The sequence below is a fragment of the Streptomyces sp. NPDC051207 genome, from assembly GCF_040682395.1.
Taxonomy (GTDB): domain Bacteria; phylum Actinomycetota; class Actinomycetes; order Streptomycetales; family Streptomycetaceae; genus Streptomyces.
The window spans coordinates 151,452-178,019 of sequence record NZ_JBFBAX010000005.1 but is presented as its reverse complement, the minus strand read 5'-3'; the positions used below and the strand labels follow the sequence as shown (position 1 = coordinate 178,019).

At 68.9% G+C, this 26,568-nt stretch carries 20 protein-coding genes and 1 tRNA gene; 8 read left to right on the top strand and 13 right to left on the bottom strand.

Going from position 1 to position 26,568, the window contains the following annotated elements; genetic code table 11:
* Positions 1-39: 39 nt before the first annotated feature.
* From fusA to rpsL, 3 genes are read right to left on the bottom strand one after another with little or no spacing between them, the layout of a single operon-like run.
* Entirely contained in the window at positions 40-2,166 is a 2,127-nt protein-coding gene (gene fusA / locus AB0M97_RS07640; protein ID WP_365959827.1) for an elongation factor G, read from the bottom strand.
* A 39-nt stretch (positions 2,167-2,205) separates the two neighbouring features.
* The gene (gene rpsG / locus AB0M97_RS07635) at positions 2,206-2,676 is read right to left on the bottom strand and encodes a 30S ribosomal protein S7 (RefSeq protein WP_003998848.1); all 471 of its coding nucleotides are present in this window, start codon (positions 2,674-2,676) and stop codon (positions 2,206-2,208) included.
* Positions 2,677-2,678: 2 nt separating this feature from the next.
* Positions 2,679-3,050, bottom strand: coding sequence for a 30S ribosomal protein S12 (gene rpsL / locus AB0M97_RS07630; protein ID WP_003948652.1), 372 nt, complete (start codon positions 3,048-3,050; stop codon positions 2,679-2,681).
* A 364-nt stretch (positions 3,051-3,414) separates the two neighbouring features.
* Between rpsL and AB0M97_RS07625 the strand changes: the two genes are divergently transcribed.
* The 6 genes from AB0M97_RS07625 (at position 3,415) to AB0M97_RS07600 (ending at position 10,813) form a co-directional block, all read left to right on the top strand.
* Complete coding sequence (locus AB0M97_RS07625) at positions 3,415-4,206, top strand: Crp/Fnr family transcriptional regulator (RefSeq protein WP_365959826.1); 792 nt, start codon at positions 3,415-3,417, stop codon at positions 4,204-4,206.
* 172 nt (positions 4,207-4,378) lie between these two features.
* Positions 4,379-5,197: a hypothetical protein gene (locus tag AB0M97_RS07620; protein ID WP_365959825.1), complete on the top strand. Its 819-nt coding sequence runs from the start codon at positions 4,379-4,381 to the stop codon at positions 5,195-5,197.
* Positions 5,194-7,416, top strand: coding sequence for a hypothetical protein (locus tag AB0M97_RS07615; RefSeq protein ID WP_365959824.1), 2,223 nt, complete (start codon positions 5,194-5,196; stop codon positions 7,414-7,416). Before AB0M97_RS07620 ends, AB0M97_RS07615 begins: the two co-directional genes overlap by 4 nt.
* A gap of 47 nt (positions 7,417-7,463) precedes the next feature.
* Positions 7,464-8,966 (top strand): hypothetical protein, encoded by a 1,503-nt coding sequence (locus AB0M97_RS07610; protein WP_365959823.1) that lies wholly within the window; start codon positions 7,464-7,466, stop codon positions 8,964-8,966.
* Positions 8,963-9,526, top strand: coding sequence for a Pycsar system effector family protein (locus tag AB0M97_RS07605; RefSeq protein ID WP_365959822.1), 564 nt, complete (start codon positions 8,963-8,965; stop codon positions 9,524-9,526). The genes AB0M97_RS07610 and AB0M97_RS07605 overlap by 4 nt, the downstream gene beginning before the upstream one ends.
* 303 nt (positions 9,527-9,829) lie before the next feature.
* Entirely contained in the window at positions 9,830-10,813 is a 984-nt protein-coding gene (locus AB0M97_RS07600) for a M48 family metalloprotease (RefSeq protein WP_365959821.1), read from the top strand.
* 11 nt (positions 10,814-10,824) lie between these two features.
* Here the strand turns inward: AB0M97_RS07600 and AB0M97_RS07595 are convergent, their stop codons facing one another.
* The 10 genes from AB0M97_RS07595 to AB0M97_RS07550 form a co-directional block, all read right to left on the bottom strand.
* Positions 10,825-11,355, bottom strand: coding sequence for a DUF1707 and DUF4190 domain-containing protein (locus AB0M97_RS07595; RefSeq protein ID WP_365959820.1), 531 nt, complete (start codon positions 11,353-11,355; stop codon positions 10,825-10,827).
* 182 nt (positions 11,356-11,537) lie between these two features.
* Complete coding sequence (locus tag AB0M97_RS07590) at positions 11,538-15,437, bottom strand: DNA-directed RNA polymerase subunit beta' (protein WP_365959819.1); 3,900 nt, start codon at positions 15,435-15,437, stop codon at positions 11,538-11,540.
* Positions 15,438-15,531: 94 nt separating this feature from the next.
* Positions 15,532-19,017 carry a DNA-directed RNA polymerase subunit beta gene (gene rpoB / locus AB0M97_RS07585; protein WP_365959818.1) on the bottom strand — a complete coding sequence of 1,162 codons (3,486 nt, stop codon included), beginning with the start codon at positions 19,015-19,017 and terminating at the stop codon, positions 15,532-15,534.
* 545 nt (positions 19,018-19,562) lie between these two features.
* Positions 19,563-19,946, bottom strand: a complete 384-nt coding sequence (gene rplL / locus AB0M97_RS07580) for a 50S ribosomal protein L7/L12 (RefSeq protein WP_365959817.1) — start codon at positions 19,944-19,946, stop codon at positions 19,563-19,565.
* Between the two features lie 114 nt (positions 19,947-20,060).
* The gene (gene rplJ, locus AB0M97_RS07575; RefSeq protein WP_365959816.1) at positions 20,061-20,591 is read right to left on the bottom strand and encodes a 50S ribosomal protein L10; all 531 of its coding nucleotides are present in this window, start codon (positions 20,589-20,591) and stop codon (positions 20,061-20,063) included.
* A 439-nt stretch (positions 20,592-21,030) separates the two neighbouring features.
* The gene (gene rplA / locus AB0M97_RS07570) at positions 21,031-21,756 is read right to left on the bottom strand and encodes a 50S ribosomal protein L1 (RefSeq protein ID WP_365959815.1); all 726 of its coding nucleotides are present in this window, start codon (positions 21,754-21,756) and stop codon (positions 21,031-21,033) included.
* Between the two features lie 80 nt (positions 21,757-21,836).
* On the bottom strand, positions 21,837-22,271 hold the full coding sequence (rplK, locus tag AB0M97_RS07565) for a 50S ribosomal protein L11 (protein ID WP_006130605.1): 435 nt from the start codon (positions 22,269-22,271) through the stop codon (positions 21,837-21,839).
* A 171-nt stretch (positions 22,272-22,442) separates the two neighbouring features.
* Complete coding sequence (gene nusG, locus AB0M97_RS07560) at positions 22,443-23,279, bottom strand: transcription termination/antitermination protein NusG (RefSeq protein WP_365959814.1); 837 nt, start codon at positions 23,277-23,279, stop codon at positions 22,443-22,445.
* An 80-nt stretch (positions 23,280-23,359) separates the two neighbouring features.
* Positions 23,360-23,644 carry a preprotein translocase subunit SecE gene (gene secE, locus AB0M97_RS07555; protein WP_365959812.1) on the bottom strand — a complete coding sequence of 95 codons (285 nt, stop codon included), beginning with the start codon at positions 23,642-23,644 and terminating at the stop codon, positions 23,360-23,362.
* A 108-nt stretch (positions 23,645-23,752) separates the two neighbouring features.
* Positions 23,753-23,825: transfer RNA gene (locus AB0M97_RS07550), tRNA-Trp, on the bottom strand.
* Between the two features lie 306 nt (positions 23,826-24,131).
* On the opposite strand from AB0M97_RS07550, the gene AB0M97_RS07545 reads away from it, so the two are divergent.
* Both AB0M97_RS07545 and AB0M97_RS07540 read left to right on the top strand, forming a co-directional pair.
* Positions 24,132-25,358 (top strand): pyridoxal phosphate-dependent aminotransferase, encoded by a 1,227-nt coding sequence (locus AB0M97_RS07545; protein WP_365959810.1) that lies wholly within the window; start codon positions 24,132-24,134, stop codon positions 25,356-25,358.
* A gap of 164 nt (positions 25,359-25,522) precedes the next feature.
* Complete coding sequence (locus tag AB0M97_RS07540; RefSeq protein ID WP_365959809.1) at positions 25,523-26,554, top strand: adenosine deaminase; 1,032 nt, start codon at positions 25,523-25,525, stop codon at positions 26,552-26,554.
* Positions 26,555-26,568 lie beyond the last annotated feature (14 nt).

Here is a 26,568-nt window from a genome sequence, read left to right as displayed (position 1 = left end):
GGCTCCGGGGTCAAGCCTACGGCGTGGACGCGCGGTCCGTTACTCGCCCTTGGCCTTCGCGATGATCTCCTCGGCGACGTTCCGCGGAACCTCGGCGTAGGAGTCGAACTGCATCGAGTAGCTTGCGCGACCCGACGTCTTGCTGCGGAGGTCGCCGACGTAGCCGAACATCTCCGACAGGGGCACGAGGCCCTTCACGACGCGGGCACCCGCCCGCTCCTCCATGGCCTGGATCTGGCCACGGCGGGAGTTGATGTCGCCGATGACGTCACCCATGTAGTCCTCGGGCGTGGTGACCTCCACGGCCATCATCGGCTCGAGGAGCACCGGCGAAGCCTTGCGCGCGGCCTCCTTGAAGGCCTGCGAGCCGGCGATCTTGAACGCGAGCTCGGAGGAGTCCACCTCGTGGTAGGCACCGTCGAGCAGCGTCACACGCACACCGGTCATCTCGTAACCGGCGAGGATGCCGAACTGCATGGCCTCCTGGCAGCCGGCGTCGACCGAAGGGATGTACTCCTTCGGGATACGACCACCGGTGACCTTGTTGACGAACTCGTACGAGGCGTCGCCGCCCTCGATCGGCTCGATCGCGATGATGACGCGAGCGAACTGGCCGGTACCACCCGTCTGCTTCTTGTGGGTGAACTCGACCTTCTCGACCGACTTGCGGATCGTCTCACGGTACGCGACCTGAGGCTTACCGACGTTGGCCTCGACCTTGAACTCACGGCGCATACGGTCGACCAGCACCTCGAGGTGCAGCTCGCCCATACCACCGATGATGGTCTGGCCGGTCTCCTCGTCCGAGTGAACCTGGAAGGACGGGTCCTCCTCGGCCAGGCGCTGGATCGCGACGCCGAGCTTCTCCTGGTCGCCCTTCGACTTGGGCTCGATGGCGACCTGGATGACCGGCGCCGGGAAGTCCATGGACTCCAGGATCACCGGCGACTTGTCGTCGGACAGCGTCTCACCGGTGGTGGTCTGCTTCAGGCCCATGACGGCGACGATGTCACCGGCGCCCACCGACTCGATCTCCTCACGCTTGTTGGCGTGCATGCGGTAGATCTTGCCGATGCGCTCCTTCTTGCCCTTCACGGAGTTCAGCACCTGGGTGCCGGACTCCAGACGGCCGGAGTACACGCGGACGAAGGTGAGCTTGCCCAGGTGCGGGTCGCTCATGATCTTGAACGCGAGCGCGGCGAGGGGCTCGTCGTCCGACGGCTTGCGCCGGATGACCGTCTCCGGGTCCTTGACGTCGTGGCCCTCGATGGCCTCGATGTCGACCGGCGACGGCAGGTAGCGCACGACCGCGTCGAGCAGGGGCTGAACGCCCTTGTTCTTGAACGCGGTGCCGCAGAACACCGGGGTGACGGTCGTGCCGCCGCCCTTGCCGGACGCGATGGTGATACGACGGATCGCCGCGTACAGCTGCTCCACGGAGGGCTCGGTGCCCTCCAGGTACAGCTCCATCAGCTCCTCGTCGTTCTCGGCCACGGCCTCCAGCAGCTTGCCGCGGTACTCCTCGGCGGCCTCGGCGTGCGTGTCCGGGATGTCGACGACGTCGTACATCTCGCCCTTGGTGGCCTCGGCGGACCAGACCAGGGCCTTCATCGTCACGAGGTCGATGACGCCCTTGAAGTCGGCCTCGGCGCCGATCGGCAGCTGCATGACGAGCGGCTGCGCGCCCAGGCGGTCGCTGATCATGTCGACGCAGCGGTGGAACTCGGCGCCGGTCCGGTCGAGCTTGTTGACGAAGCAGATGCGCGGAACGCCGTAGCGGTCCGCCTGACGCCACACCGTCTCGGACTGGGGCTCCACGCCGGCGACGCCGTCGAACACCGTCACGGCACCGTCGAGCACGCGCAGGGAGCGCTCCACCTCAACGGTGAAGTCGACGTGACCCGGCGTGTCGATGATGTTGATGGTGTGGTCGACGTCTTCCAGCGACCAGTGACAGGTGGTGGCAGCAGAGGTGATCGTGATGCCACGCTCCTGCTCCTGCTCCATCCAGTCCATGGTGGCAGCGCCGTCGTGGACCTCACCGATCTTGTACGAGACGCCGGTGTAGAACAGGATCCGCTCGGTGGTGGTCGTCTTGCCCGCGTCGATGTGGGCCATGATGCCGATGTTGCGCACCTTGGCCAGGTCAAGCGAAGTGGTAGCCATAAGGCTTTCGTCTTCTCTCGGTCTCGATGGGGTCTGCGACTACCAGCGGTAGTGCGCGAAGGCCTTGTTGGACTCGGCCATCTTGTGCGTGTCCTCGCGCTTCTTCACAGCGGCACCGAGGCCGTTGGAGGCGTCGAGGAGCTCGTTGAGCAGACGCTCGGTCATGGTCTTCTCGCGGCGGGCGCGGGAGTAACCGACCAGCCAGCGCAGCGCCAGCGTGTTGGCACGGCCGGGCTTGACCTCGACCGGGACCTGGTAGGTGGCACCACCGACACGGCGGGACTTGACCTCGAGGGTCGGCTTGATGTTCTCAAGAGCGCGCTTCAGCGTGATGACCGGGTCGTTGCCGGTCTTCTCGCGCAGGCCCTCCATGGCGCCGTAGACGATGCGCTCGGCGGTGGAGCGCTTGCCGTTCAGCAGCACCTTGTTGATGAGGGAGGTCACCAGAGGAGAACCGTAGACCGGGTCGATGATGACCGGGCGCTTCGGGGCGGGGCCCTTACGAGGCATTCTTACTTCTCCTTCTTGGCGCCGTAACGGCTGCGAGCCTGCTTGCGGTTCTTCACACCCTGGGTGTCAAGCGAACCGCGGATGATCTTGTAGCGAACACCCGGCAGGTCCTTCACACGGCCGCCGCGCACGAGCACGATGGAGTGCTCCTGCAGGTTGTGTCCCTCACCCGGAATGTAAGCGGTGACCTCGATCCCGCTGGTCAGACGCACACGCGCGACCTTACGCAGGGCCGAGTTCGGCTTCTTCGGGGTGGTCGTGAACACACGCGTGCAGACGCCACGGCGCTGAGGGGAACCCTCGAGCGCGGGCGTCTTGTTCTTCTCGACCTTGTCCTGCCGGCCCTTGCGGACCAGCTGCTGGATCGTAGGCACTACTTCTCCGGTTTCTGTGTGCCGATGGGTACAGCTAACCTGGAACGTCACCGACCCACGCGGTCGGGTGTGTCGAATCCGGCAGACTCCCGCCGCTGGGACGGAAAGGGCGCAGATTACGGTGGCCGCTCTCGGACCCTGTGCGGTTCACAGGCACGCACGAGGGCCAGGGCACACCCCAGGCACAAGGTCTGAGCGTACCTACCGCAAGGACTTCGGTCAAAACAAATGGAACGCGGCACCAATGGCGGACCCCGCGGGCACCCCGCGCCCCGGATTGGCCGAATCGCGCCCTGTACCCCGCCGACGGCCGAGCCGTTCAGTACGTTGATCCGTCCACTGCGACGAACGGGGGGTCAACCTGATGAGGCCGGCGCCGCACTCACCGGACGACGGGGGTCTTGAGGACCGGGTGCCGTTCCTGGCCCGGCTGGAGAGCCCGGACCGTACAGCACTGCTGTCACTGGGCCGGGAGCTGAACTTCGCGGCCCGCGTCGTCCTGCTGCACCAGAGCGAACCGTCGGCGCACGTGCTGTTCCTGGTGGAGGGCTGGACCAAGGTCACGGCCGCGGCCGCCAGCGGATACGAGGCGCTGCTCGCGCTGCGCGGCCCCGGCGACATCGTCGGCGAGTCCGCCGCGCTGACCGGACGGCCCCGCTCGGCGACCGTCACCGCTCTGGAGCCGGTGCGGGCGGTCGCGCTGGAGCACTCCCGCTTCAAGGACTTCCTGAGCCGCTCCCCCGCCGTGTCCTTCGCCCTGCTGGGTCTCACCGCGGACCGGACCCGCGCGGCCGACCGGCGGCGCCTGGAGTTCGCCTCGATGAACGTGCGGCAGCGCTTCGCCGTGCTGCTCCTGGATCTCGCCCGCACCCACGGCCGCCGCACCGCCGAGGGCATTGAGCTGGTCGTGCCGCTCAGCAAGCAGGAGTTGGCGGGCTCGGTGGGTGCCTCCCGCGAGATGGTGCAGCGCCTGCTGCGGGAGCTGCGCGAGAAGGAGGCCGTCGCCACGGGCCGCCGCGCCCTGATCATCCTCCGGCCCGACCTGCTGCGCCTCATCGCGGCCACGGAACAGCCGGTGCCGGGCGTCCCCTCACCACCGCGTCCGCCGCGCGCGGCGGACGGGTCGGCGCGGTCGTGCCGGCCCGGCAAGGCGTAGCGGGGAACACCCGTACTCCTTGCCGCGTGGCCCAGTCGTCGTTGCGGCGGAGCGGGACTCGCGCTTCTGTGCACGCTTTCACACTTCGAATGGGTCATGCGCCCTCACGCCCCGCTCCGCACTCCGGTCACGCTGCTGCCCTGCACGGCACCCCACCGTTCGAAGGGCGACCATGACCGATCCCGTGAGCCGTACGATCCTGCTGCTGGACATCGAGAGGTTCAGCGACCGCGACGACGTCGAGCAGGCCTATCTGCGGCGCATGCTCTACGACATCACCGACCGCGCCCTGGAGAGCGCGGGCATCGACGAGACCCTGCGCCTGCGCGCGGACCGCGGTGACGCCGTAATGGAGCTGATCGACGCGAACGCCCCGGTCACGGCACTGCTGCGGGCCCTGCTCACCGAGGTACCGGCACAGCTGCGGCAGATCAACCGCATGGCCTCCCGCTCGGCGCAGATCCGGCTGCGCGGCGTCGTCGCCACCGGCTGGGTCGCCGTGGACCTCCAGGGCGGCTGGGTCGGCTCCGACCTGAACCGGGCGTGCCGGCTGCTGGACGCGGACCTGCTGCGCGCGGCGCTGCGGGAGCGCCCCGACGACTTGGCGCTGTGCGTGTCGGACGCCCTGTACCAGGGTGTCGTCCGGCACGACCACCCCGGCGTACCGGCGTCCGAGTTCCACCCGGTGACGCTGGACAGCAAGAACGGCCCGCTGCGGGCGTGGCTGCACGGGCCGCTGCCGGCAGCGGCCGACCCGGAGAACCACTGTTCCGGGGGAACGGAGCAGGCGCCGGGCGGATCGGGGGACCGTCCGGCGCCGCAGTGCCACGGGGTCCCCACGGGCGGCCCGGCATCGGCGGGATCACGGGGAACCCCGGCGTCGGGCCATGTCTTCAACGTCAGTGGCGGTGCGGTCAGTTTCGGCGGCAGCTTCGGCGGCGGCGACACCAACATCATCCTGGGCGACCAGGACCGGGGTGAACGGTCGTGACCGTCCAGGACCAACAGGAGGCGGGTTCGACGGCGCCGCCCGGCGGGTCCGGAACCGCGCCCGACGCGGGCGATGCCGCGGCGGACGAGACCAAGAAGGGCGGTGCCGAGGACGCGGAGGAGCCCGAGCAGACCCAGAAGGCCTGGGCCGCCCGGCGCGACCTGGTCGACCACAGCCCTCGCACGATGAACGTGCGCGGCGGGTCCGTGGACTTCGGCGGCAGTTTCGGCGGCGGCGACACCAATATCGCCGCCGGGGCCAGGGTCACCGGCGACGTGATCATGGGCAGCAAGACGGTCCACAACTGGACTTTCTCCGGGTTCTCCACCACGGCCATCTCGGGCGAGATCCCGCGCACGACGCTGGACCGGCTGGCCAGGTCCTTCGTCACCGACGACACGGAGTTCGGGAGCCTGCTGGAGAGGCTGCGCCACGAACGCGTCCTGGTGCTGTCCGGCGCCCGCTTCACCGGCCGCCGCACCGCCGCCCTGATGCTGCTGCACCGGCTCGGCGTCACCTCCCTGCACGCACTGGACCGCGAGACCACGCCCGGCGCGCTCGCCGACCGGTTCACCGGCGGCGCCGACGACGACGCCGCGCGGCCCCGCGGACATGTGCTGTGCGACCTGGTGACCCGGCGCGGCAACCCGCTGCGCGAACCGCACCTGCTGGCCGTCCGGGACCGCCTCACCGAGCAGGACGCCTACCTCGTCGTCACCGTCGGCCCCACCGCCGTGCTGGAGGACGTGCAGCCCGCCGACTGGAAGCCGCCCGCCGCCGAAGAGGTACTCGCCGCGCATCTGGGCGCCCGTACCGACGAGGCGACGGCAGGCCGGCTGCTCGGGATGCCGGACGTCAAGGAGTTCCTGGCACGCGGCCACCAGCTGCGCGAGATCGCCGCCTTCGCCCACCTGCTCGTCCGGTACTCCCTCGGGCAGGTCACCGAGGACGAGGTCGCGCAGTTCTCCCTGGCGTCCCTGGAGAACCAGGTCCAGGAGTGGTTCGAGGAGGACGAGAACACCGTCCACCTGCGCGACAAGGCGTTCCTCGTGGCACTCGCCGCGTTCGACGGCGGCCCGTACGCGCTCACCGCGGAACTCGGCGACCTGCTCTACGAGTTCCTGCAGAAGACGCAGAACAGCAAACTCGCCCCCGACATCCCCATCTTCGGCACCCACATCGGCAAACGCCTCCAGCTCGCCCGCGCCCAGCGGTACGAGGAGGACGAGAACACCGAGTGGGGACCGGTCACCCAGACCAAGGCGGCGTTCCTCGACGAACGCGTCTCGCTGGTCCTGCTGCGCGAGGTGTGGACCGGTCACCCTTCCGCGCGTCCTGCGCTCATCGAGTGGCTGCGCCGCCTCGCCGAGGACGGCCGGCCCCTGGTCCGCACCCGCGCCGCGTCCACCGTCGCCGTCCTGGCCCGCACCGACCTGCCGTCAGCGATGGCCCTGGTCATCGAGCCGTGGGCGCGGTCCAACCGGTTCCGGCACCGGCAGGTCGCCGTCAACTCGCTCACCTTCGCCCACGCCGTCGGCACGCCCAACGTCCCGCGCATCCTCGACGTCTGGTCCCGTGACGAGGAGGACCGGCGGCTGCGCTGGGTGGCGGTACGGGCCTACGCGCTGATCGGCCCGGAGCGGCCCGGACAGGCCCTCGCCGCGCTGCGCGGAGCCGTCCGCAGGCTGCACGCCGGCCTCTCCACCCCGGACGACTTCGACCTGGAGATGGCCGACGAACTCGCCGGGGCCGTCGAACTGCTCCTGCTGTCCGCCGCCGCCCCGCAGGTCCTCGCCGAGCTACGCACCCACCTGGACGACGACCGGCCCGTGCGCGACCTGACGCTCAGCGGCTTCGTCAACGCGTGCCGCCGTACCGAGGACGACGAATGCCACGGGACACCGCTGGTCCTCGGCTGGTACTCCCGGGCGAGCACCGGGGACCCACCGTCCGCGAATGGCGTCGCCCACCTGTGGCGCGAGGCCCTCGGCGACCCGCACACCACCCGGCAGGCCCTCGACGTCCTGCGCGAATGGGTGCTCGTGGCCGACCGTTCGACGACCACGGAATGGGCGCTCGCCGCGCTCCTGCCGAACCTCGTCACCACGCCCACCGAGTACGCCCGCCTCAGCCACCTGCTGCGCACGATGCCCGGCGAGGACGGCAACCCACCGCCCCGCGTCGCGGACCGGCTGCTCACCACCCTTCCGACCCGCTGACCGCCCGCCCGCACGGGCCGGCACTGTCCCTAGGAGAAGCACCCACCATGCCCGGCTTCCACCGCCCACCCGAGTGGCAGCAGCCCGCGGACCGGCATACCCGGCTGATTGATCCCGTGCTCACCGTGCGGCAGTTGTCCCGCTTCGAGACGTCCCTCAAGCATGTGGTCCGCATCGACCACGCCCTGGTCTTCGCCACCCCCAAGAGCGGGTACGAGGCCTACCTGCCGCCCAGGCGCCCCACCCGGAGCGAGATCGCGGGACGCCGCTACACGGCCGTGTACGAGGTGGACATGGGCGTTCACCTCTTCACCGACACGATCGCCCTGCCCAGCGACAACGACGCGTTCGAGTTCACCGCCGAGGTGGACGTCTCGTGGCAGGTCCTCGACCCGGCCCGGTTCGTCGCGAGCGGCATCCGGGACGTCCCCGCGATGCTGCTCAGCGAGCTCCAGCAGGCATCTCGGCCGGTGACGCGCCGCTTCGCCATCACCGACAGCGCGGCGGCGGAACAGGTGCTGCTGCGCGCCGTCACCGTGGTCGGGCCGCTCGGCGCGCCCGCCGGATTGCAGGTCACCTGGACACTGCGACTGCGTCGCGACCAGGCGAACATCGAGCACCAGCAGCGCCTCCAGGCCATCGACCACTCCGCCGCCGAGCAGATCCGCACGGCGCGGCAGGGCATGCGGGTCGACGCCGAGATGGACCAACGGCACCGGCAGCAGGACGCGCTGCAACTCACCCGCGCCATGGAGTACGGCCGCACCGAGCAGGAACTCGCCCTCCAGCACCAGCAATGGCAGCACGATCGGGCCCTGCTCCAGGGGCAGCAGGCGCTGGAGCTTCAGCAACTCGAGGCGAAGAAGATCGAGTTCTACCAGTGGCATCTGGCACAGGGCGGCGTGCACGCCTGGGCGCTGCACCTCGCCCGGCACCCGGAGGACTCGCGGCTCGTCATGAACAGCATGCGCGAGGACCAGCTCCGCATGATCCAGGCCCAGATGGACCTCGTGAAGGAACTGCTCGGCGGCGAGAACGCGGAGAAGTTTGAAATGGAGGGTCCCAAGCAGCTGGCCCTGCGCACGGTCAGCGACATCCTCAACCAGCGCCTGCCGGGCGTCCCGCAGACCCCGCCCCAGCTCCCGGCGCCGAGGGATCACGCCGCCTCGGCACCGCGGACCCCGCACACACCGGCCGCCCCGGAGGCACAGACCCCTTCGGAGCCGCAGGCATCGGCGGGCGCACCACCCCGGACACCGCCGTACGCATATCCGCAGACGCCGTACGCGTCCCCGTCGGCGCCCTACGAGCAGACGCCGTACGCACCGCCTCCCCCACCGCCCATGACGCCGCCGATGCCCGCGCCGCCCACCGGGCAGGTGCCGCCTGCGCCGACGATGCCGCCCGCGGCTGCCACGGCTCCATGGCAGCCGCCGCCCGGCTACGGCAGCACCCCGTACGTGTCTGACGCGCCGCAGACCAGTGGCGCACCTCAGACCAGTGCCGACGCACAGGCCGACGACGGCGCGCAGGAGGGCACCGGTCCATGACGCCGGTCGACCCCACACCTGCGCCCGCCCCCGTGCCCCGGCCCGAGCCCACACCCGCGACGCCGCCACCCGCCCGCATCCACCTCTGCGAACGCCTCCTCACCGACCAGCGCACCGAGATAGCCCGCGCCGACAGCAAGGCCGCCGTCCTCGTCGCCGCGCTCGGTATGACCGCCGGTGTGTTCAGCGGCCTGCTCGCCGGACGCGGCTGGACCCCGGACGCGCTCTCCACGGTCGGCTCCCTGTTCTGGTGGGCCGGGGTCCTGGCCCTCGCCGTCTCGCTCTTCGCGCTGCTCCTGGCCGTCCTGCCCCGCTATCGCACCGGCACCTGGGCGCCGGGCCGACCCCTCACGTACTTCGGCGACATCCGGCGGGCCGTCGACAGCGGCCATCTGGACGCCGCACTCGCCGACACCCAGGCCGACCCCGAGGCCGGCCTGGTCGCAGCCCTCACCGACACGAGCCGCATCGCCTGGCGCAAGCACCAGTGGATCCGTGCCGGCCTGATCGCCTTCTGCGCCGGAACGCTCCTGCTGCCCGCCTCCCTGCTCATCGGCTGACCCACGGGTCGGCCCTCCACACACGCACCCCGAGGAATGACCATGACGCAGCCCTCCCCGACGTCACCGACCCCGCCCGAATACCCGCAGCCCTACGCCCGGCCCGTCCAGCCACAGCCCACCCACCCCCAGCAGATTCCACCGCAGTACCCGCAGATGCCCCCGCAATCCGCCCAGCCCACGGCACCCCCGCCCTACCCCACGCCCCAGCCCCAGTCGCCCCCGGCTTACCCGTCCCACCCGACGTACCCGCAGGCCCACCCTCAGGTGCCGCCGCAGGGCCCCCCGCAATACCCCCAGTCCATGCCACCCTCCCCCTCCGAGGACGCCACCCACCCCCACCACATCGACATCACCCGGGTCGGCCGCGTCCACCTCTCCGCCCACCAGCGCCGCACCGACGCCACCGCCGTCGGCACCCTGCTGCTCCACCTGCCGAACTTCCTGTGCAGCCTCCTCGTCGTCGCCCTCGTCTCCCTGCCCCTCGGTCTGCTCAGCCTGCTCGTCGTCCTGGCCTGGCTCGCCAGCGGCGCACTCGTGTTCCATCGCCCCACCGAACGCGCCCTCGCGCGCCATCTGCTCCGCCTGCGCTACCCCACGTCGCAAGAACGAGCCAAACTCGAACCGGTCTGGCATCAGGTGACCGCCCAGGCAGGCATCGACGGACGCACGTACGAGCTGTGGGTGGAGGACAGCGACAGCCTCAACGCGGTCGCTGCGGCCGGCCACATCGTCGGCGTCACCCGCTTCGCCATGCACCAGCTCCCCAACGGCGAACTCGCCGCCGTCATGGCACACGAGCTGGGCCACCACGTCGGAGGCCACGCCTGGTCCTCGCTGCTCGGCTACTGGTACGCGGTGCCCGGCCGGTTCGCCTGGCGTGTGCTGCGCGTGGTCGCCACGGTCCTGTTCCGCCTCTCGAGCGTCTTCGCCTGCCTCGGCGTCCTCGTCGTCGGCACGTTCGCGATCGGCCTTGCGATGGTCTCGCTCAAGACGCTGTACGGACTGCCCCTGCTGATCCTCGGGCTGCCCTACGCCATCGCCGCCGTCGGCCGCCGTTCCGAGCTGCGCGCCGACCAGCACGCCGCCGCACTTGGCTACGCCCCGATGCTGGCGGCCGTACTGGACAAGATGCACCAGCACGAGCAGCAACAGACCGCCATGCTCACCGCGGCCAACCGGGGCGTCCCGGTCAAGAAGAGTGCGGCGAGCAAGCTGCTGGCCTCACACCCGGACTACTACACGCGCCTGCACCATCTGCAGCCTTACCTCCAGCCGCCGCGCTGACCCCGCACCGGTCAGGACGACCCGGAAAGCACCGCCACCACCCCGATCAACCCCAAGAAGAACACCCAGCCGGCCACCGAAAGCCAGCCCAGCACCAGCCCCGTGAGGGCGAGGCCGTCGCCGCCCTCGCCCGTGCGGCGGATCTCGGAGTGGGCCAGGTGGCCAAGGATCACCGCCGGCAGGCCCGTGAGCCCGCCGGTGGCCACGCACAGGATGCCGCAGACCATCGACGCGATCGCCTTGCCGTTCGTCCTCGGCTGCGGCGCCGGCAGGAACGTCGGCGGCACGGGGCCCACCGCGACCACCGGCTGCGGCACGGGCCCCTGCGGCAGGTCGGCGACCAGCACGGCCAGATCGGCCACCGTACGGGCCGTGTACGCCCGCGCGACGCGCTTCTCGAACTCGGGGTGGTCCAGCCGCCCCTCCCCGTACCCCGCCCGCAGCACGTCCACGGCCCGCTCCCGGTCCGCGTGCGACGCGAGCATCGGCGGCCCGCCCGGCCCCTGCAACGGCTTGCCCTGCCACGGTGTCGGGTACGACACGGGTACCTCCCGGGGCCCGGTGGACAGCTCTCGAAGACTCGAACGCCCGATACCCCCTGGTTGGTTCCGCCCGCCCCCGGAAAACCACCCTTCGTGACGCCCTTGTCACACATCGGGGCATGCCGAAGGGCGGCCACCCGCGCGCAACGGGTGACCGCCCTCCAGTCGCTCAGACCTGCGCCTTACTGGTTGTAAGGCCCGTAGTCGTAGTCCTCCAGCGGCACGGCCTGGCCGGAGCCGGTGCCGAACGGCGAGTAGTCGATGTCGTCGTAGCCCACGGCCGAGTACATCGCGGCCTTGGCCTCCTCGGTCGGCTCGACCCGGATGTTGCGGTAGCGGGACAGGCCCGTACCGGCCGGGATGAGCTTACCGATGATGACGTTCTCCTTGAGGCCGATCAGGGAGTCGGACTTGGCGTTGATCGCCGCGTCCGTGAGGACCCTGGTCGTCTCCTGGAAGGACGCCGCCGACAGCCACGACTCGGTCGCCAGCGAGGCCTTGGTGATACCCATGAGCTGCGGACGGCCCGAGGCCGGGTGACCGCCCTCCTGGACCACGCGGCGGTTCTCGGTCTCGAACTTCGAGCGCTCGACCAGCTCGCCGGGCAGCAGCTCGGCGTCGCCGGACTCGATGATCGTCACACGGCGCAGCATCTGCCGGATGATGATCTCGATGTGCTTGTCGTGGATCGACACACCCTGCGAGTTGTAGACCTTCTGGACCTCGCCGACCAGGTGGACCTGGACGGCGCGCTGGCCCAGGATGCGCAGCACGTCGTGCGGGTTGGTGGCACCCACGGTGAGCTTCTGGCCCACCTCGACGTGCTCGCCCTCGCTGACCAGCAGACGGGCACGCTTCGAGATCGGGTACGCCGTCTCGTCGCTGCCGTCGTCCGGGGTGACGACGATCTTCTTCGTCTTCTCGGTCTCCTCGATCCGGACGCGGCCGGAGGCCTCGGAGATCGGGGCGACACCCTTCGGGGTACGGGCCTCGAAGAGCTCGACGACACGCGGCAGACCCTGCGTGATGTCGTCACCGGCCACACCACCGGTGTGGAAGGTACGCATCGTCAGCTGCGTGCCGGGCTCACCGATGGACTGGGCGGCGATGATGCCGACCGCCTCACCGATGTCGACCAGCTTGCCGGTGGCCAGCGAACGGCCGTAGCACATGGCGCAGGTGCCGACGGCGGACTCGCAGGTCAGGACCGAGCGGGTCTTGACCGTCTGGACGCCGTGCCGGACCAGCTCCTCGATGAGGACGTCGCCCAGGTCGGTGCCGGCCGGGGCCAGCACCTTGCCGTCGACCACGATGTCCTCGGCGAGGCAGCGCGCGTACACGGAGGTCTCGACGTTGTCCGCCTTGCGCAGCACGCCGTCGGCGCCGCGCTCGGCGATGTCGAGCTTGAGGCCGCGGTCGGTGCCGCAGTCCTCCTCGCGGATGATGACGTCCTGGGAGACGTCGACCAGACGACGGGTGAGGTAACCCGAGTCGGCGGTACGCAGGGCGGTGTCCGCCAGACCCTTACGGGCACCGTGCGTGGAGATGAAGTACTCCAGCACGGACAGGCCCTCGCGGAACGACGCCTTGATCGGACGCGGGATCGTCTCGTTCTTCGCGTTCGACACCAGACCACGCATACCGGCGATCTGACGCATCTGCATCATGTTGCCTCGTGCACCCGAGTTCACCATCATGAAGATCGGGTTGGTCTTCGGGAAGTTGTCGTTCATCGCCTCGGCGACCTCGTTGGTCGCCTTGGTCCAGATCGCGATGAGCTCCTGCGTGCGCTCGTCCTTGGTGATCAGACCGCGCTCGTACTGCTTCTGGACCTTCTCGTCCTGCGCCTCGTAGCCCTTGACGATCTCCTTCTTCGCCTCGGGGACGACGACGTCGGAGATGGCCACGGTGACACCGGAACGGGTCGCCCAGTAGAAGCCGGCCGCCTTCAGGTTGTCGAGCGTCGCCGCCACGATGACCTTCGGGTAGCGCTCGGCGAGGTCGTTGACGATCTCGGAGAGCTGCTTCTTGCCGACCTCGTAGTCGACGAACGGGTAGTCCTCGGGCAGCAGCTCGTTGAAGAGCGCGCGGCCCAGCGTGGTGTTCAGCCGGAAGCTGTCACCCTGCTGCCACTCCGGCTCGCCCTCCTCGCGCGCCGGCGGCGTCCACCCGCGCGGCGGGATGGTGCCCACCGGGAAGCGGATGTCGATCTTCGACTGGAGCGACAGGTCGCCCGCGTCGAAGGCCATGATCGCCTCGGCGACGGAGGCGAAGGACCGGCCCTCGCCCTTGAGCTCGCGCATCTCGCCGTCGGTGGTGAGGAAGAACAGACCGAGGACCATGTCCTGGGTCGGCATCGTCACCGGACGGCCGTCGGCGGGCTTGAGGATGTTGTTCGAGGACAGCATCAGGATGCGGGCCTCGGCCTGCGCCTCCGCGGACAGCGGCAGGTGGACGGCCATCTGGTCACCGTCGAAGTCCGCGTTGAACGCGGTGCACACGAGCGGGTGGATCTGGATGGCCTTGCCCTCGACCAGCTGCGGCTCGAAGGCCTGGATGCCGAGGCGGTGCAGCGTGGGCGCACGGTTCAGCAGAACCGGGTGCTCCGCGATGACCTCTTCCAGCACGTCGTACACGACCGTGCGGCCGCGCTCGACCATGCGCTTGGCGCTCTTGATGTTCTGCGCGTGGTTCAGGTCGACCAGGCGCTTCATCACGAACGGCTTGAACAGCTCCAGCGCCATCGCCTTCGGCAGACCGCACTGGTGCAGCTTCAGCTGCGGACCGACGACGATCACGGAACGCGCGGAGTAGTCCACGCGCTTGCCGAGCAGGTTCTGGCGGAAGCGGCCCTGCTTGCCCTTGAGCATGTCGGACAGCGACTTCAGCGGGCGGTTGCCGGGGCCCGTGACCGGGCGGCCGCGGCGGCCGTTGTCGAAGAGCGCGTCGACGGCCTCCTGGAGCATGCGCTTCTCGTTGTTCACGATGATCTCGGGCGCGCCGAGGTCGAGAAGCCGCTTCAGGCGGTTGTTGCGGTTGATGACACGGCGGTACAGGTCGTTCAGGTCGGAGGTCGCGAAGCGGCCACCGTCCAGCTGCACCATCGGACGCAGGTCCGGCGGGATGACCGGCACGCAGTCGAGCACCATGCCCTTGGGGCTGTTGGACGTCTGCAGGAACGCGGAGACGACCTTCAGGCGCTTGAGCGCACGGGTCTTCTTCTGGCCCTTGCCGGTGCGGATGATCTCGCGGAGGCGCTCGGCCTCCTCCTCCAGGTCGAAGGACTCCAGGCGCTTCTGCAGCGCCGCGGCACCCATCGAACCGTCGAAGTACGTGCCGAAGCGGTCACGCAGCTCGCGGTAGAGCAGCTCGTCGCCCTCCAGGTCCTGGACCTTGAGGTTCTTGAAGCGGTTCCACACCTCGTCGAGACGGTCGATCTCGCGCTGGGCGCGGTCGCGCAGCTGCTTCATCTCGCGCTCGGCGCCTTCGCGCACCTTGCGGCGCACGTCGGCCTTGGCGCCCTCGGCCTCCAGCTCGGCCAGGTCGGTCTCGAGCTTCTTGGCGCGGGCCTCCAGGTCGGCGTCGCGGCGCTGCTCGATCTGCTGGCGCTCGACGGAGACGTGGGCCTCCAGCGAGGGCAGGTCGCGGGTGCGGCGCTCCTCGTCGACGTACGTGATCATGTACGCCGCGAAGTAGATGACCTTCTCCAGGTCCTTCGGGGCCAGGTCGAGCAGGTAGCCCAGGCGCGACGGGACGCCCTTGAAGTACCAGATGTGGGTGACGGGGGCGGCCAGCTCGATGTGGCCCATCCGCTCACGGCGCACCTTGGCGCGGGTGACCTCGACGCCACAGCGCTCGCAGATGATGCCCTTGAAGCGGACGCGCTTGTACTTGCCGCAGTAGCACTCCCAGTCCCGGGTCGGACCGAAGATCTTCTCGCAGAAGAGTCCGTCCTTTTCGGGCTTGAGCGTGCGGTAGTTGATCGTCTCGGGCTTCTTGACCTCGCCGTGGCTCCACTGACGGATGTCGTCAGCGGTGGCCAGACCGATCCGGAGCTCGTCGAAGAAGTTGACGTCGAGCACTATGCGTCAATCCCTCTCAGGGTTGTAAGTCATGGGGTCTGATACGGGGGTCCTGGGGCCGGCCGGGCTCATGACGAGCCCGGCCGGACTCCCGTCAGACCTCTTCGACGCTGCTCGGCTCACGCCGGGACAGGTCGATGCCAAGCTCCTCCGCAGCGCGGAAGACGTCCTCGTCGGTGTCGCGCATCTCGATGGACATGCCGTCCGAGGACAGCACCTCCACGTTGAGGCACAGGGACTGCATCTCCTTGATGAGCACCTTGAAGGACTCGGGGATGCCGGGCTCAGGGATGTTCTCGCCCTTGACGATGGCCTCGTAGACCTTCACGCGGCCGGTGACGTCGTCGGACTTGATGGTCAGCAGCTCCTGGAGGGCGTACGCGGCGCCGTAAGCCTCCAGCGCCCACACCTCCATCTCACCGAAGCGCTGGCCACCGAACTGGGCCTTACCACCCAGCGGCTGCTGGGTGATCATCGAGTACGGACCGGTCGAGCGGGCGTGCAGCTTGTCGTCGACCAGGTGGTGCAGCTTCAGGATGTACATGTAGCCGACCGAGATCGGGTCCGGGAACGGCTCACCCGAACGGCCGTCGAACAGCCGGGCCTTGCCGGACGGCAGGACCATGCGGTCGCCGTCGCGGTTCGGGACGGTGTGCTCCAGCAGACCGGCGAGCTCGTCCTCGCGGGCACCGTCGAAGACCGGGGTGGCCACGTTGGTCCGCGGGTCGACCCGGTCGGCGCCGATGGCCTGCAGGCGCTCGGCCCACTCGTCCGCGAGGCCGGAGACGTCCCAGCCCTGGCTGGCGAGCCAGCCGAGGTGGATCTCCAGGACCTGTCCCGGGTTCATCCGGGACGGCACGCCCAGCGGGTTGAGGATGATGTCGACCGGGGTGCCGTCCTCCAGGAACGGCATGTCCTCGATCGGCAGGATCTTGGAAATGACGCCCTTGTTGCCGTGCCGGCCGGCGAGCTTGTCACCGTCGGTGATCTTGCGCTTCTGCGCCACGTAGACGCGGACCAGCTGGTTCACGCCCGGCGGCAGCTCGTCGCCCTCTTCGCGGTCGAAGACGCGGACGCCGATGACCTTGCCGATCTCGCCGTGCGGGACCTTCAGCGAGGTGTCGCGGACCTCACGGGCCTTCTCGCCGAAGATCGCGCGCAGCAGGCGCTCCTCGGGCGTCAGCTCGGTCTCGCCCTTGGGCGTGACCTTGCCGACGAGGATGTCGCCGGCGACGACCTCGGCACCGATGCGGATGATGCCGCGCTCGTCGAGGTCGGCGAGGACCTCCTCGGAGACGTTCGGGATGTCCCGGGTGATCTCCTCGGGGCCGAGCTTGGTGTCACGGGCGTCGACCTCGTGCTCCTCGATGTGGATCGAGGACAGGACGTCGTCCTGCACGAGGCGCTGCGACAGGATGATCGCGTCCTCGTAGTTGTGGCCTTCCCACGGCATGAACGCGACCAGCAGGTTCTTGCCGAGGGCCATCTCGCCGTTCTGCGTGGCCGGGCCGTCGGCGAGGACCTGACCGGTGATGACCCGGTCGCCCTCGTTGACGATGACCTTCTGGTTGACCGAGGTGCCCTGGTTGGAGCGCGAGAACTTGGCCAGGCGGTACGTGATGTACGTGCCGTCGTCGTTGGCGGTGGTGATGTAGTCCGCGGAGACCTCCTGGACCACACCGTCCTTCTCGGCCTTGACGACGTCGCCGGCGTCGACCGCGGAGCGGTACTCCATGCCGGTGCCGACGAGCGGCGCCTCGGACTGGATCAGCGGCACGGCCTGGCGCATCATGTTCGCGCCCATGAGGGCGCGGTTGGCGTCGTCGTGCTCCAGGAACGGGATCATGGCGGTCGCGACCGACACCATCTGGCGCGGCGAGACGTCCATGTAGTCCACGTCGTCACCGGCGACGTAGTCGACCTCGCCGCCACGGCGGCGGACCAGGACGCGGGCCTCGGCGAACCGCAGCTCGTCGGTCAGCGGCGCGTTGGCCTGCGCGATGACGAAGCGGTCTTCCTCGTCGGCGGTCAGGTAGTCGACCTCGTCGGTGACCTGGCCGTCGACGACCTTGCGGTACGGCGTCTCGATGAAACCGAACGCGTTGACCCGGCCGTAGGAGGCCAGCGAGCCGATCAGGCCGATGTTCGGGCCTTCGGGCGTCTCGATGGGGCACATGCGGCCGTAGTGCGAGGGGTGCACGTCACGGACTTCGAAGCCGGCCCGCTCACGGGAGAGACCACCCGGGCCGAGGGCGTTGAGACGACGCTTGTGCGTCAGGCCCGACAGCGGGTTGTTCTGGTCCATGAACTGGGACAGCTGGCTGGTGCCGAAGAACTCCTTGATGGAGGCGACGACCGGCCGGATGTTGATCAGGGTCTGCGGCGTGATCGCCTCGACGTCCTGGGTGGTCATGCGCTCGCGCACGACGCGCTCCATACGGGCGAGACCCGTACGGACCTGGTTCTGGATCAGCTCGCCGACGCTGCGGATGCGGCGGTTGCCGAAGTGGTCGATGTCGTCGGTCTCGACGATGATCGAGCGGCCGGACTCGCCGATCGTCTCGGTCTCACCGGCGTGCAGCTTCACCAGGTACTTGATGGTGGCGATGATGTCGTCGGTGGTGAGCACACCGGCGTCCAGCGGCTCGTCCGCGCCGAGCTTCTTGTTCACCTTGTAGCGGCCGACCTTGGCGAGGTCGTAGCGCTTCGGGTTGAAGTAGAGGTTCTCGAGCAGGGTCTGCGCCGCCTCGCGCGTCGGGGGCTCGCCCGGGCGCAGCTTGCGGTAGATGTCGAGCAACGCGTCGTCCTGGCCCTGGGTGTGGTCCTTCTCCAGGGTGGCGCGCATGGACTCGTACTCGCCGAACTCCTCGAGGATCTGCTCGGTGGTCCAGCCGAGCGCCTTCAGCAGGACGGTGACGGACTGCTTGCGCTTGCGGTCGATGCGGACACCGACCATGTCGCGCTTGTCGATCTCCATCTCCAGCCAGGCACCCCGGGACGGGATGATCTTGGCGGAGAAGATGTCCTTGTCGGACGTCTTGTCGATGGAGGAGTCGAAGTAGACGCCGGGCGAGCGGACTAGCTGCGACACGACGACACGCTCGGTGCCGTTGATGACGAAGGTGCCCTTGTTCGTCATGAGCGGGAAGTCACCCATGAAGACCGTCTGGGACTTGATCTCGCCGGTCTCGTTGTTCGTGAACTCGGCCGTGACGAAGAGGGGAGCCGCGTACGTGAAGTCGCGCTCCTTGCACTCGTCGATCGAGTTCTTCGGCGGCTCGAAACGGTGGTCGCGGAAGGTCAGCGACATCGACCCGCTGAAGTCCTCGATCGGGGAGATCTCCTCGAAGATCTCCTCCAGACCGGACTTGGTGGGGACGTCCTGCCCGTTCTCGAGAGCCTCCTCGACGCGAGCCTTCCACGCGTCGTTGCCGAGCAGCCAGTCGAAGCTCTCGGTTTGCAGCGCGAGGAGGTTCGGAACCTCGAGGGGCTCCTTGATCTTTGCAAAAGAGATGCGCAGCGGGGCGGTGCTGGCGGCGTTGTTCGTATTCGCGGTCGAGGCGTTGCGCGAGGCGGCCAAGAGGGGGTCCTTCCGAGGGCTCGGACTCACTACGCGCGTACCGGCCCCTCACCGACTGCACAGACGGATGTCCCAGGTCAGAGACGATCTTTTGTCGGTGCTGAAGTGAGGGCAGACCCCTGGTGACGGGCAGGGGGCAGCTAACAGGCAGCGCAAAGGGTCAGTGTAGCCACTTGGCACACTGATGTCCAGTGCGGGTGTGTGAGACCCTCGTTGTTCTCAACTCCTGCGACAAGGCCCTGCTCTCAACGCACGGTGATACTGCCCTCTTCGTCGCCGATCCATGCCTCGGATTCGGATCCTTCTGGCGACGCGTCCTGAGAATCGCGCGCTGCGTCCGGTTCGTCAAGGGCCCCCTCGCCCAAACTGGTTGCCGCCCGGCGTCTTCCTGGCCCGCGGAGCACAACGAAGATCACCTTACTCCGCACCGCCACAGGTGCAAGGCAGCCCTCGCCGGGCCTCGGAAACGCCGAAGAGCGACCACCCGGATGGATGATCGCTCCTCGGTGCTGAGGCGTTACAGGTCCAGCGGGACCGGGAAGGTCTTACTTGACCTCGACGGACGCGCCGGCGCCCTCGAGGGCCTCCTTGGCCTTGTCCGCGGCCTCCTTGTTGACCTTCTCCAGAACCGGCTTCGGGGTGCCGTCGACCAGGTCCTTGGCCTCCTTCAGACCGAGGGAGGTCAGCTCACGCACGACCTTGATGACCTGGATCTTCTTCTCGCCGGCGCCGGTGAGGATGACGTCGAACTCGTCCTTCTCGGCCTCGGCCTCGGCCGGGGCGGCCGGACCGGCCGGACCGGCCATGGCGACCGGGGCGGCGGCGGTGACGTCGAACTTCTCCTCGAAGGCCTTCACGAACTCGGAGAGCTCGATGAGGGTCATCTCCTCGAACTGCGCGAGCAGGTCTTCCTGGCTGAGCTTCGCCATGATGGCGGTCCTTCCACTAAATCGGCAGGTGCCGGATGTACTGGGTGAGGCGGGCGTACGTCGGGCCCGCATCGACCCTCACCTCATGCGGCGAGGATCGGAAAGCGAGCCGAATTACTCGGCACCGCCCTGCTCTGCCTGCTTGGCACGAAGAGCGTCCACGGTGCGGACGAGCTTCGACGGGAGAGCCTGGAAGAGCGCGGCAGCCTGGGACTGCTTGCCCTTCATGGCACCCGCCAGCTTGGCGAGCAGAACCTCGCGGGACTCGAGGTCCGCAAGCTTCTTGATCTCGTCGGCGGACAGCGCCTTGCCGTCAAGGACACCGCCCTTGATGACGAGATTCGGGTTGTCCTTGGCGAAGTCGCGCAGACCCTTCGCCGACTCCACCGGGTCACCGGTGATGAAGGCGACAGCCGTCGGACCATTGAACTGGTCGTCCAGCGTCGTGATCCCGGCCTCGTTGGCCGCAATCTTGGTCAGCGTGTTCTTCACCACGGCGTACTGGGCGTTCTCACCGAGCGACCGGCGCAGCTGCTTCAGCTGCGCCACGGTGAGACCGCGGTACTCGGTCAGCACGGCGGCGTTGGAGCTGCGGAACTTGTCCGTCAGCTCGGCAACCGCGGCGGACTTGTCGGGCCTCGCCATAGAGCCTCGGCCTCCTTCCGGGTGATTCGGACCGCGCGGACCCGAAGGAGGACTGAGGGAAAACGAAACGCCCCGGCGCAGGCGCACGGGGCGGACTCGACCGGGCGCACGCTCGCTGCACGAGCGCACTCCGGGAGTTCTTCCACAGTTACCTGCGCGGGTCGTCCGCAGTTCAGCGGATCCTTCGGCCACCGCGCCCTCTGACGAGCGCACGGCAACGACCAGCGGTCTTTGGCTTCGGTAGGAGAGTACGTGACCACATCGCTGTCAAGCAAATCCGCCCCTGCGGCGCTCAGCGGGCGCCACGTCCCCGGTCCTCGGGGCGCAGGCGCGGCGGGCCCCGCGCGGCGGCAGGACGCCGGCACAGGGCCGGAAAAGGGGGACGGGCCCCGCACCACAGGGTGCGGGGCCCGTCGTCCGACGAGGTGAGCCGTCAGGCTCAGACCGCGGCCGGGTCCTCCTCGACGAGGAGGTTGCGGGTGCGGTTCGGGTCGAGCGGAATGCCGGGGCCCATCGTGGTGGTGATGGCGGCCTTCTTGATGTAGCGACCCTTGGCGGCGGACGGCTTCAGACGGAGGATCTCCTCCAGCGCGGCGCCGTAGTTCTCCACCAGCTTGGTGTCGTCGAAGGACACCTTGCCGATGATGAAGTGCAGGTTCGAGTGCTTGTCGACGCGGAACTCGATCTTGCCACCCTTGATGTCGTTGACGGCCTTGGTGACGTCCGGCGTCACGGTGCCCGTCTTCGGGTTCGGCATCAGGCCGCGCGGACCGAGCACGCGGCCGAGGCGGCCGACCTTGCCCATGAGGTCCGGGGTGGCGACCACGGCGTCGAAGTCCAGACGGCCCTTCGCCACCTCGTCGATGAGTTCGTCGGCGCCGACGATGTCGGCGCCCGCGGCACGCGCGGCCTCGGCACGGTCACCGGTCGCGAAGACCAGGACCCGGGCGGTCTTGCCGGTGCCGTGCGGAAGGTTCACGGTGCCACGGACCATCTGGTCGGCCTTGCGCGGGTCGACACCCAGACGGAAGGCGACCTCGACGGTGCCGTCGAACTTGGTCGTGGAGGTCTCCTTGGCCAGACGGACGGCCTCGAGCGGGGCGTACAGCTTCTCCCGGTCGATCTTGGCGTCCGCAGCGCGAAGGGACTTGCTGCGCTTGCTCACTACTGCTCCTGTGGATTCTTAGGAGTCGTGGTCCGGGCCGAGCAGGCCCTTCCACACTTCTGCTTGGTGACGGGGTGAGGTCAGCCCTCGACCGTGACGCCCATGGAACGGGCGGTGCCGGCGATGATCTTCTCGGCGGCGTCCAGGTCGTTGGCGTTGAGGTCGGGCATCTTGGTGGTGGCGATCTCGCGGACCTGGTCGCGCGTGATCTTCGCGACCTTGGTCTTGTGCGGCTCGCCGGAGCCCTTCTCCACGCCCGCGGCCTTGAGGATCATCTTGGCGGCCGGCGGCGTCTTGGTGATGAAGGTGAAGGAACGGTCCTCGTAGACCGTGATCTCCACCGGGATCACCCAGCCACGCTGCGACTCGGTCGCGGCGTTGTACGCCTTGCAGAACTCCATGATGTTCACGCCGTGCTGGCCCAGCGCGGGGCCGACCGGCGGGGCCGGGTTGGCGGCACCGGCCTGGATCTGGAGCTTGATGAGCCCCGTGACCTTCTTCTTCTTGGGAGGCATGTGCTCTCTCCGGGTCCTAGTGAGAGTTTTTCCGCCTACCGGTCCGGATCATCCGGACGGAGGCATACCGCACAACGATAACGGGTATCCATGCGCGTCCAAAAACCGAGCAGGTCAGACCAGCTGCGAGAGCCTGTCTGACCTGCTCGGAAGCGTTGAGTCCGGAAGACGTCAGTTCTTCTGGATCTGGTCGAACGACAGCTCGACCGGGGTCTCGCGGCCGAAGATCTCGACGAGACCCTTGACCTTCTTCGAGTCCGGGTTGATCTCGTTGATCGTCGCCTGCAGCGTGGCGAACGGGCCGTCGGTGACGGTGACCGAGTCGCCCACCTCGAAGTCCAGCACCTGGACCTCGACCTTGCGCTGCGGAGCCGGCTTGCCCTCGGCCTCGGCGGCCTCGCGGGCGGCCTTCTCCTCGGCCTCCGGCGCGAGCATCTTGACGATCTCGTCCAGGGTCAGCGGGTACGGGTCGTAGGCGTTGCCCACGAAGCCGGTGACGCCGGGGGTGTTGCGGACGACACCCCAGGACTCGTTCGTCAGGTCCATGCGGACCAGGACGTAGCCCGGGAGCTTGTTCTGCTTGATGGTCTTGCGGTCGCCGTTCTTGATCTGGACGACCTCTTCCTGCGGCACCTCGGCCTGGAAGATGTAGTCCTCGACGTTCAGTGAGACGGCGCGCTGCTCCAGGTTCGTCTTCACGCGGTTCTCGTAACCGGCGTACGTGTGGATGACGTACCACTCGCCGGGCAGGACCCGCAGTTCGTCGCGGAGCTTCTCGATCGGGTCGCGCTCGTCCGCGGGCTCGGCCTCGGGCTCCTCTTCGGCGACCTCGGTGCCGGCGTCGGCCTCGTCGGTGCCGGCCTCGGCGGGCTCGTCCGCGACGGCGTCGGCAGCCTCGACCTCCGCAGAGGCCTCGGTGTCCTCGCTGTCCGCACCCTCGACGGCGTCGAGCTCGTCCTCGACGGACTCGACAGGCTCGATGGCGTCGTTCACGTTCGGGTCAGACACGGTGGCTGCTTCTTCCTGGATACATGGGGGTGGAACATGCGAAAGGAGCGCCGGGTACCTCGGCGCTCTTCGCTGTGTGCTCAGCCGAAGACGTACTTGGCGGCGTTGCTGAGCCCATAGTCAATCACGGTCACCAGGCCGATCATGATGACCACGAAGATGATCACCACGGTCGTGTACGTCGTGAGCTGGTGGCGGGTCGGCCAGACGACCTTGCGGAGTTCCGCGACGATCTGGCGGTAGAACAGCGCGAGACGCTTCAGGGGACCCTTCTTGGCCCGCTTGCCGCCCTTGCGGGACTTCTTGGAGTCCGCCGCCTCGTCCTGGGCATCAGGCATGTCGATGGAGCCCACGGCGTCCGTCACTCGTCCTCACCTGATTCCGGGTCGTGGCCGTGCCGCGCCCGGTCTGAGCCGCACGGCGCCGCATTGCTGTACGTACACGCGCACACATCCTGGCGAAGGTGTGTGTAGCAGGGCCGGAGGGACTTGAACCCCCAACCGCTGGTTTTGGAGACCAGTGCTCTACCAATTGAGCTACGACCCTTTGTGTGTCCACCAACGTACCGCATGCACCCGGATGCTTGGTGTGCACCGGATGAGCGCGGCGTGCTGAAGGCCAACGAGGTGAGAGTGTACGTGTTCCGGGGCCGGGCGTCGAACAGAAAGCGGCCGCGCGGCCCTTCGAACGGGCCGGACGGGCCGCAGGTTGGCGGAAGATCGCCCTGTCCACGGGGGCGGGCCGTGGTGAACACGTGGTGGATACGGACTGATGTTCCGGCCTTTGCCCGGTCCTGTTCAGTCCGTGAAACCCGCGTACCGTTCGCGTTTCCCGTCTGAAACGATGGGGTTCATGAGCGCTGCAAACCCTCCCACCGAGCGCCGGGTCTCCGCCCGAGTCGGCGCGATCTCCGAGTCCGCCACCCTCGCCGTGGACGCCAAGGCCAAGGCCCTCAAGGCCGCCGGGCGTCCGGTGATCGGCTTCGGCGCGGGTGAACCCGACTTTCCGACCCCGGACTACATCGTCGAAGCGGCGATCGAGGCCTGCAAGAACCCGAAGTTCCACCGCTACACGCCGGCCGGCGGCCTGCCCGAGCTGAAGGCCGCCATCGCCGCGAAGACGCTGCGCGACTCCGGCTACGAGGTGGACGCGTCCCAGATCCTGGTGACCAACGGCGGCAAGCAGGCGATCTACGAGGCGTTCGCCGCGATCCTCGACCCGGGCGACGAGGTCATCGTCCCGGCCCCGTACTGGACGACGTACCCCGAGTCGATCCGGCTCGCCGGCGGTGTGCCCGTCGAGGTCGTCGCCGACGAGACCACCGGCTACCGCGTCTCGGTCGAGCAGCTCGAGGCCGCCCGCACCGAGAAGACCAAGGTCGTCCTGTTCGTCTCGCCGTCGAACCCGACCGGCGCCGTCTACAGCCGCGCCGACGCCGAGGCGATCGGCGAGTGGGCCGTCGAGCACGGGCTGTGGGTGCTGACCGACGAGATCTACGAGCACCTCGTGTACGGCGACTCGACCTTCGCGTCGCTGCCCGCGCTCCTGCCCGAGCTGCGCGACAAGTGCATCGTCGTCAACGGCGTCGCCAAGACGTACGCCATGACCGGCTGGCGCGTCGGCTGGATCATCGGCCCGAAGGATGTCGTGAAGGCCGCGACGAACCTCCAGTCGCACGCCACGTCCAACGTCTCCAACGTCGCCCAGGCCGCGGCCCTCGCCGCCGTCTCCGGCGACCTGGACGCCGTCGCGACGATGCGGGAGGCCTTCGACCGGCGCCGCAAGACGATCGTGCGGATGCTCAACGAGATCGACGGCGTGGTCTGCCCGGAGCCGGAGGGCGCGTTCTACGCCTACCCGTCGGTCAAGGGGCTGATCGGCAAGGACATCCGCGGGAAGCGCCCGCAGGACACCGTGGAGCTGGCCGCGCTGATCCTGGAGGAGGTCGAGGTCGCGGTCGTTCCGGGCGAGGCGTTCGGTACGCCGGGGTATCTGCGGCTGTCCTACGCGCTCGGCGACGAGGACCTCGTCGAGGGCGTGAGCCGCATCCAGAAGCTGCTGGCGGAGGCCCGGGACTGAGGTCCCGCTGTCGCGCCGGAAGGCCGTCCGGTCTGCTCACGTGAGGGGGCCGGGCGGCCTTTTCGCGCGCGGCCGGTGGCGGACCGTCCGTTTTTTCGTACGAGCAAGACCACGATCGGGGAATGCGCTACCGGGACGGCGGGGGCGTACGGCAGGATCCTGGAATGGAGCGTGTACGTGATCTCTCTGAGCTGCCGAAGGCCCATCTGCACCTGCACTTCACCGGATCCATGCGGCCGGGGACCGTGCTGGAGCTGGCCGACAAGTACGGCGTCCGCCTGCCGGACACGCTGAGCGAGGCCCTGAAGAGCGGGGAACCGCCGCAGCTGCGGGCGACGGACGAGCGGGGCTGGTTCCGCTTCCAGCGGCTGTACGACGCGGCGCGCTCGTGCCTGCGGCAGCCGGAGGACATCCAGCGGCTGGTGCGGGAGGCCGCCGAGGAGGATGTGCGGGACGGCTCCCGGTGGCTGGAGATCCAGGTCGACCCGACGTCGTACGCGCCGCGGCTGGGCGGGCTGATCCCGGCGCTGGAGATCATCCTGGACGCGGTGGAGAGGGCGGCGCGGGAGACGGGGCTCGGGATGCGGGTCCTGGTGGCCGCCAACCGTATGAAGCACCCGCTGGACGCGCGGACGCTGGCGCGGCTGGCGGTGCGGTACGCGGACCGGGGCGTCGTCGGCTTCGGGCTGTCGAACGACGAGCGGCGCGGCATGGCACGGGACTTCGACCGGGCGTTCACGATCGCGCGGGAGGGCGGGCTGCTGTCGGCGCCGCACGGGGGTGAGCTGGCCGGCCCGGTGTCCGTGCGGGACTGCCTGGACGACCTGGGGGCGCACCGGATCGGGCACGGGGTGCGGGCGGCGGAGGACCCGCGGCTGCTGAAGCGGCTGGCGGACCGGGGCGTGACGTGCGAGGTGTGCCCGGCGTCGAACGTGGCGCTGGGGGTGTACGAGAAGCCGGAGGACGTGCCGCTGCGCCGGCTGTTCGAGGCGGGTGTCCCGTTGGCGCTGGGCGCGGACGATCCGCTGCTGTTCGGCTCGCGGCTGGCGGCCCAGTACGAGATCGCCCGGCACCACCACGGCTTCTCGGACGCGGAACTGGCGGAGCTGGCCCGCCAGTCGGTACGGGCGTCGGCGGCGCCGGAAGCGGTCAAGGCGGAGCTGCTGGCGGGCATCGACGCCTGGCTGACGGACTGAGGCCGGGTGGCGTC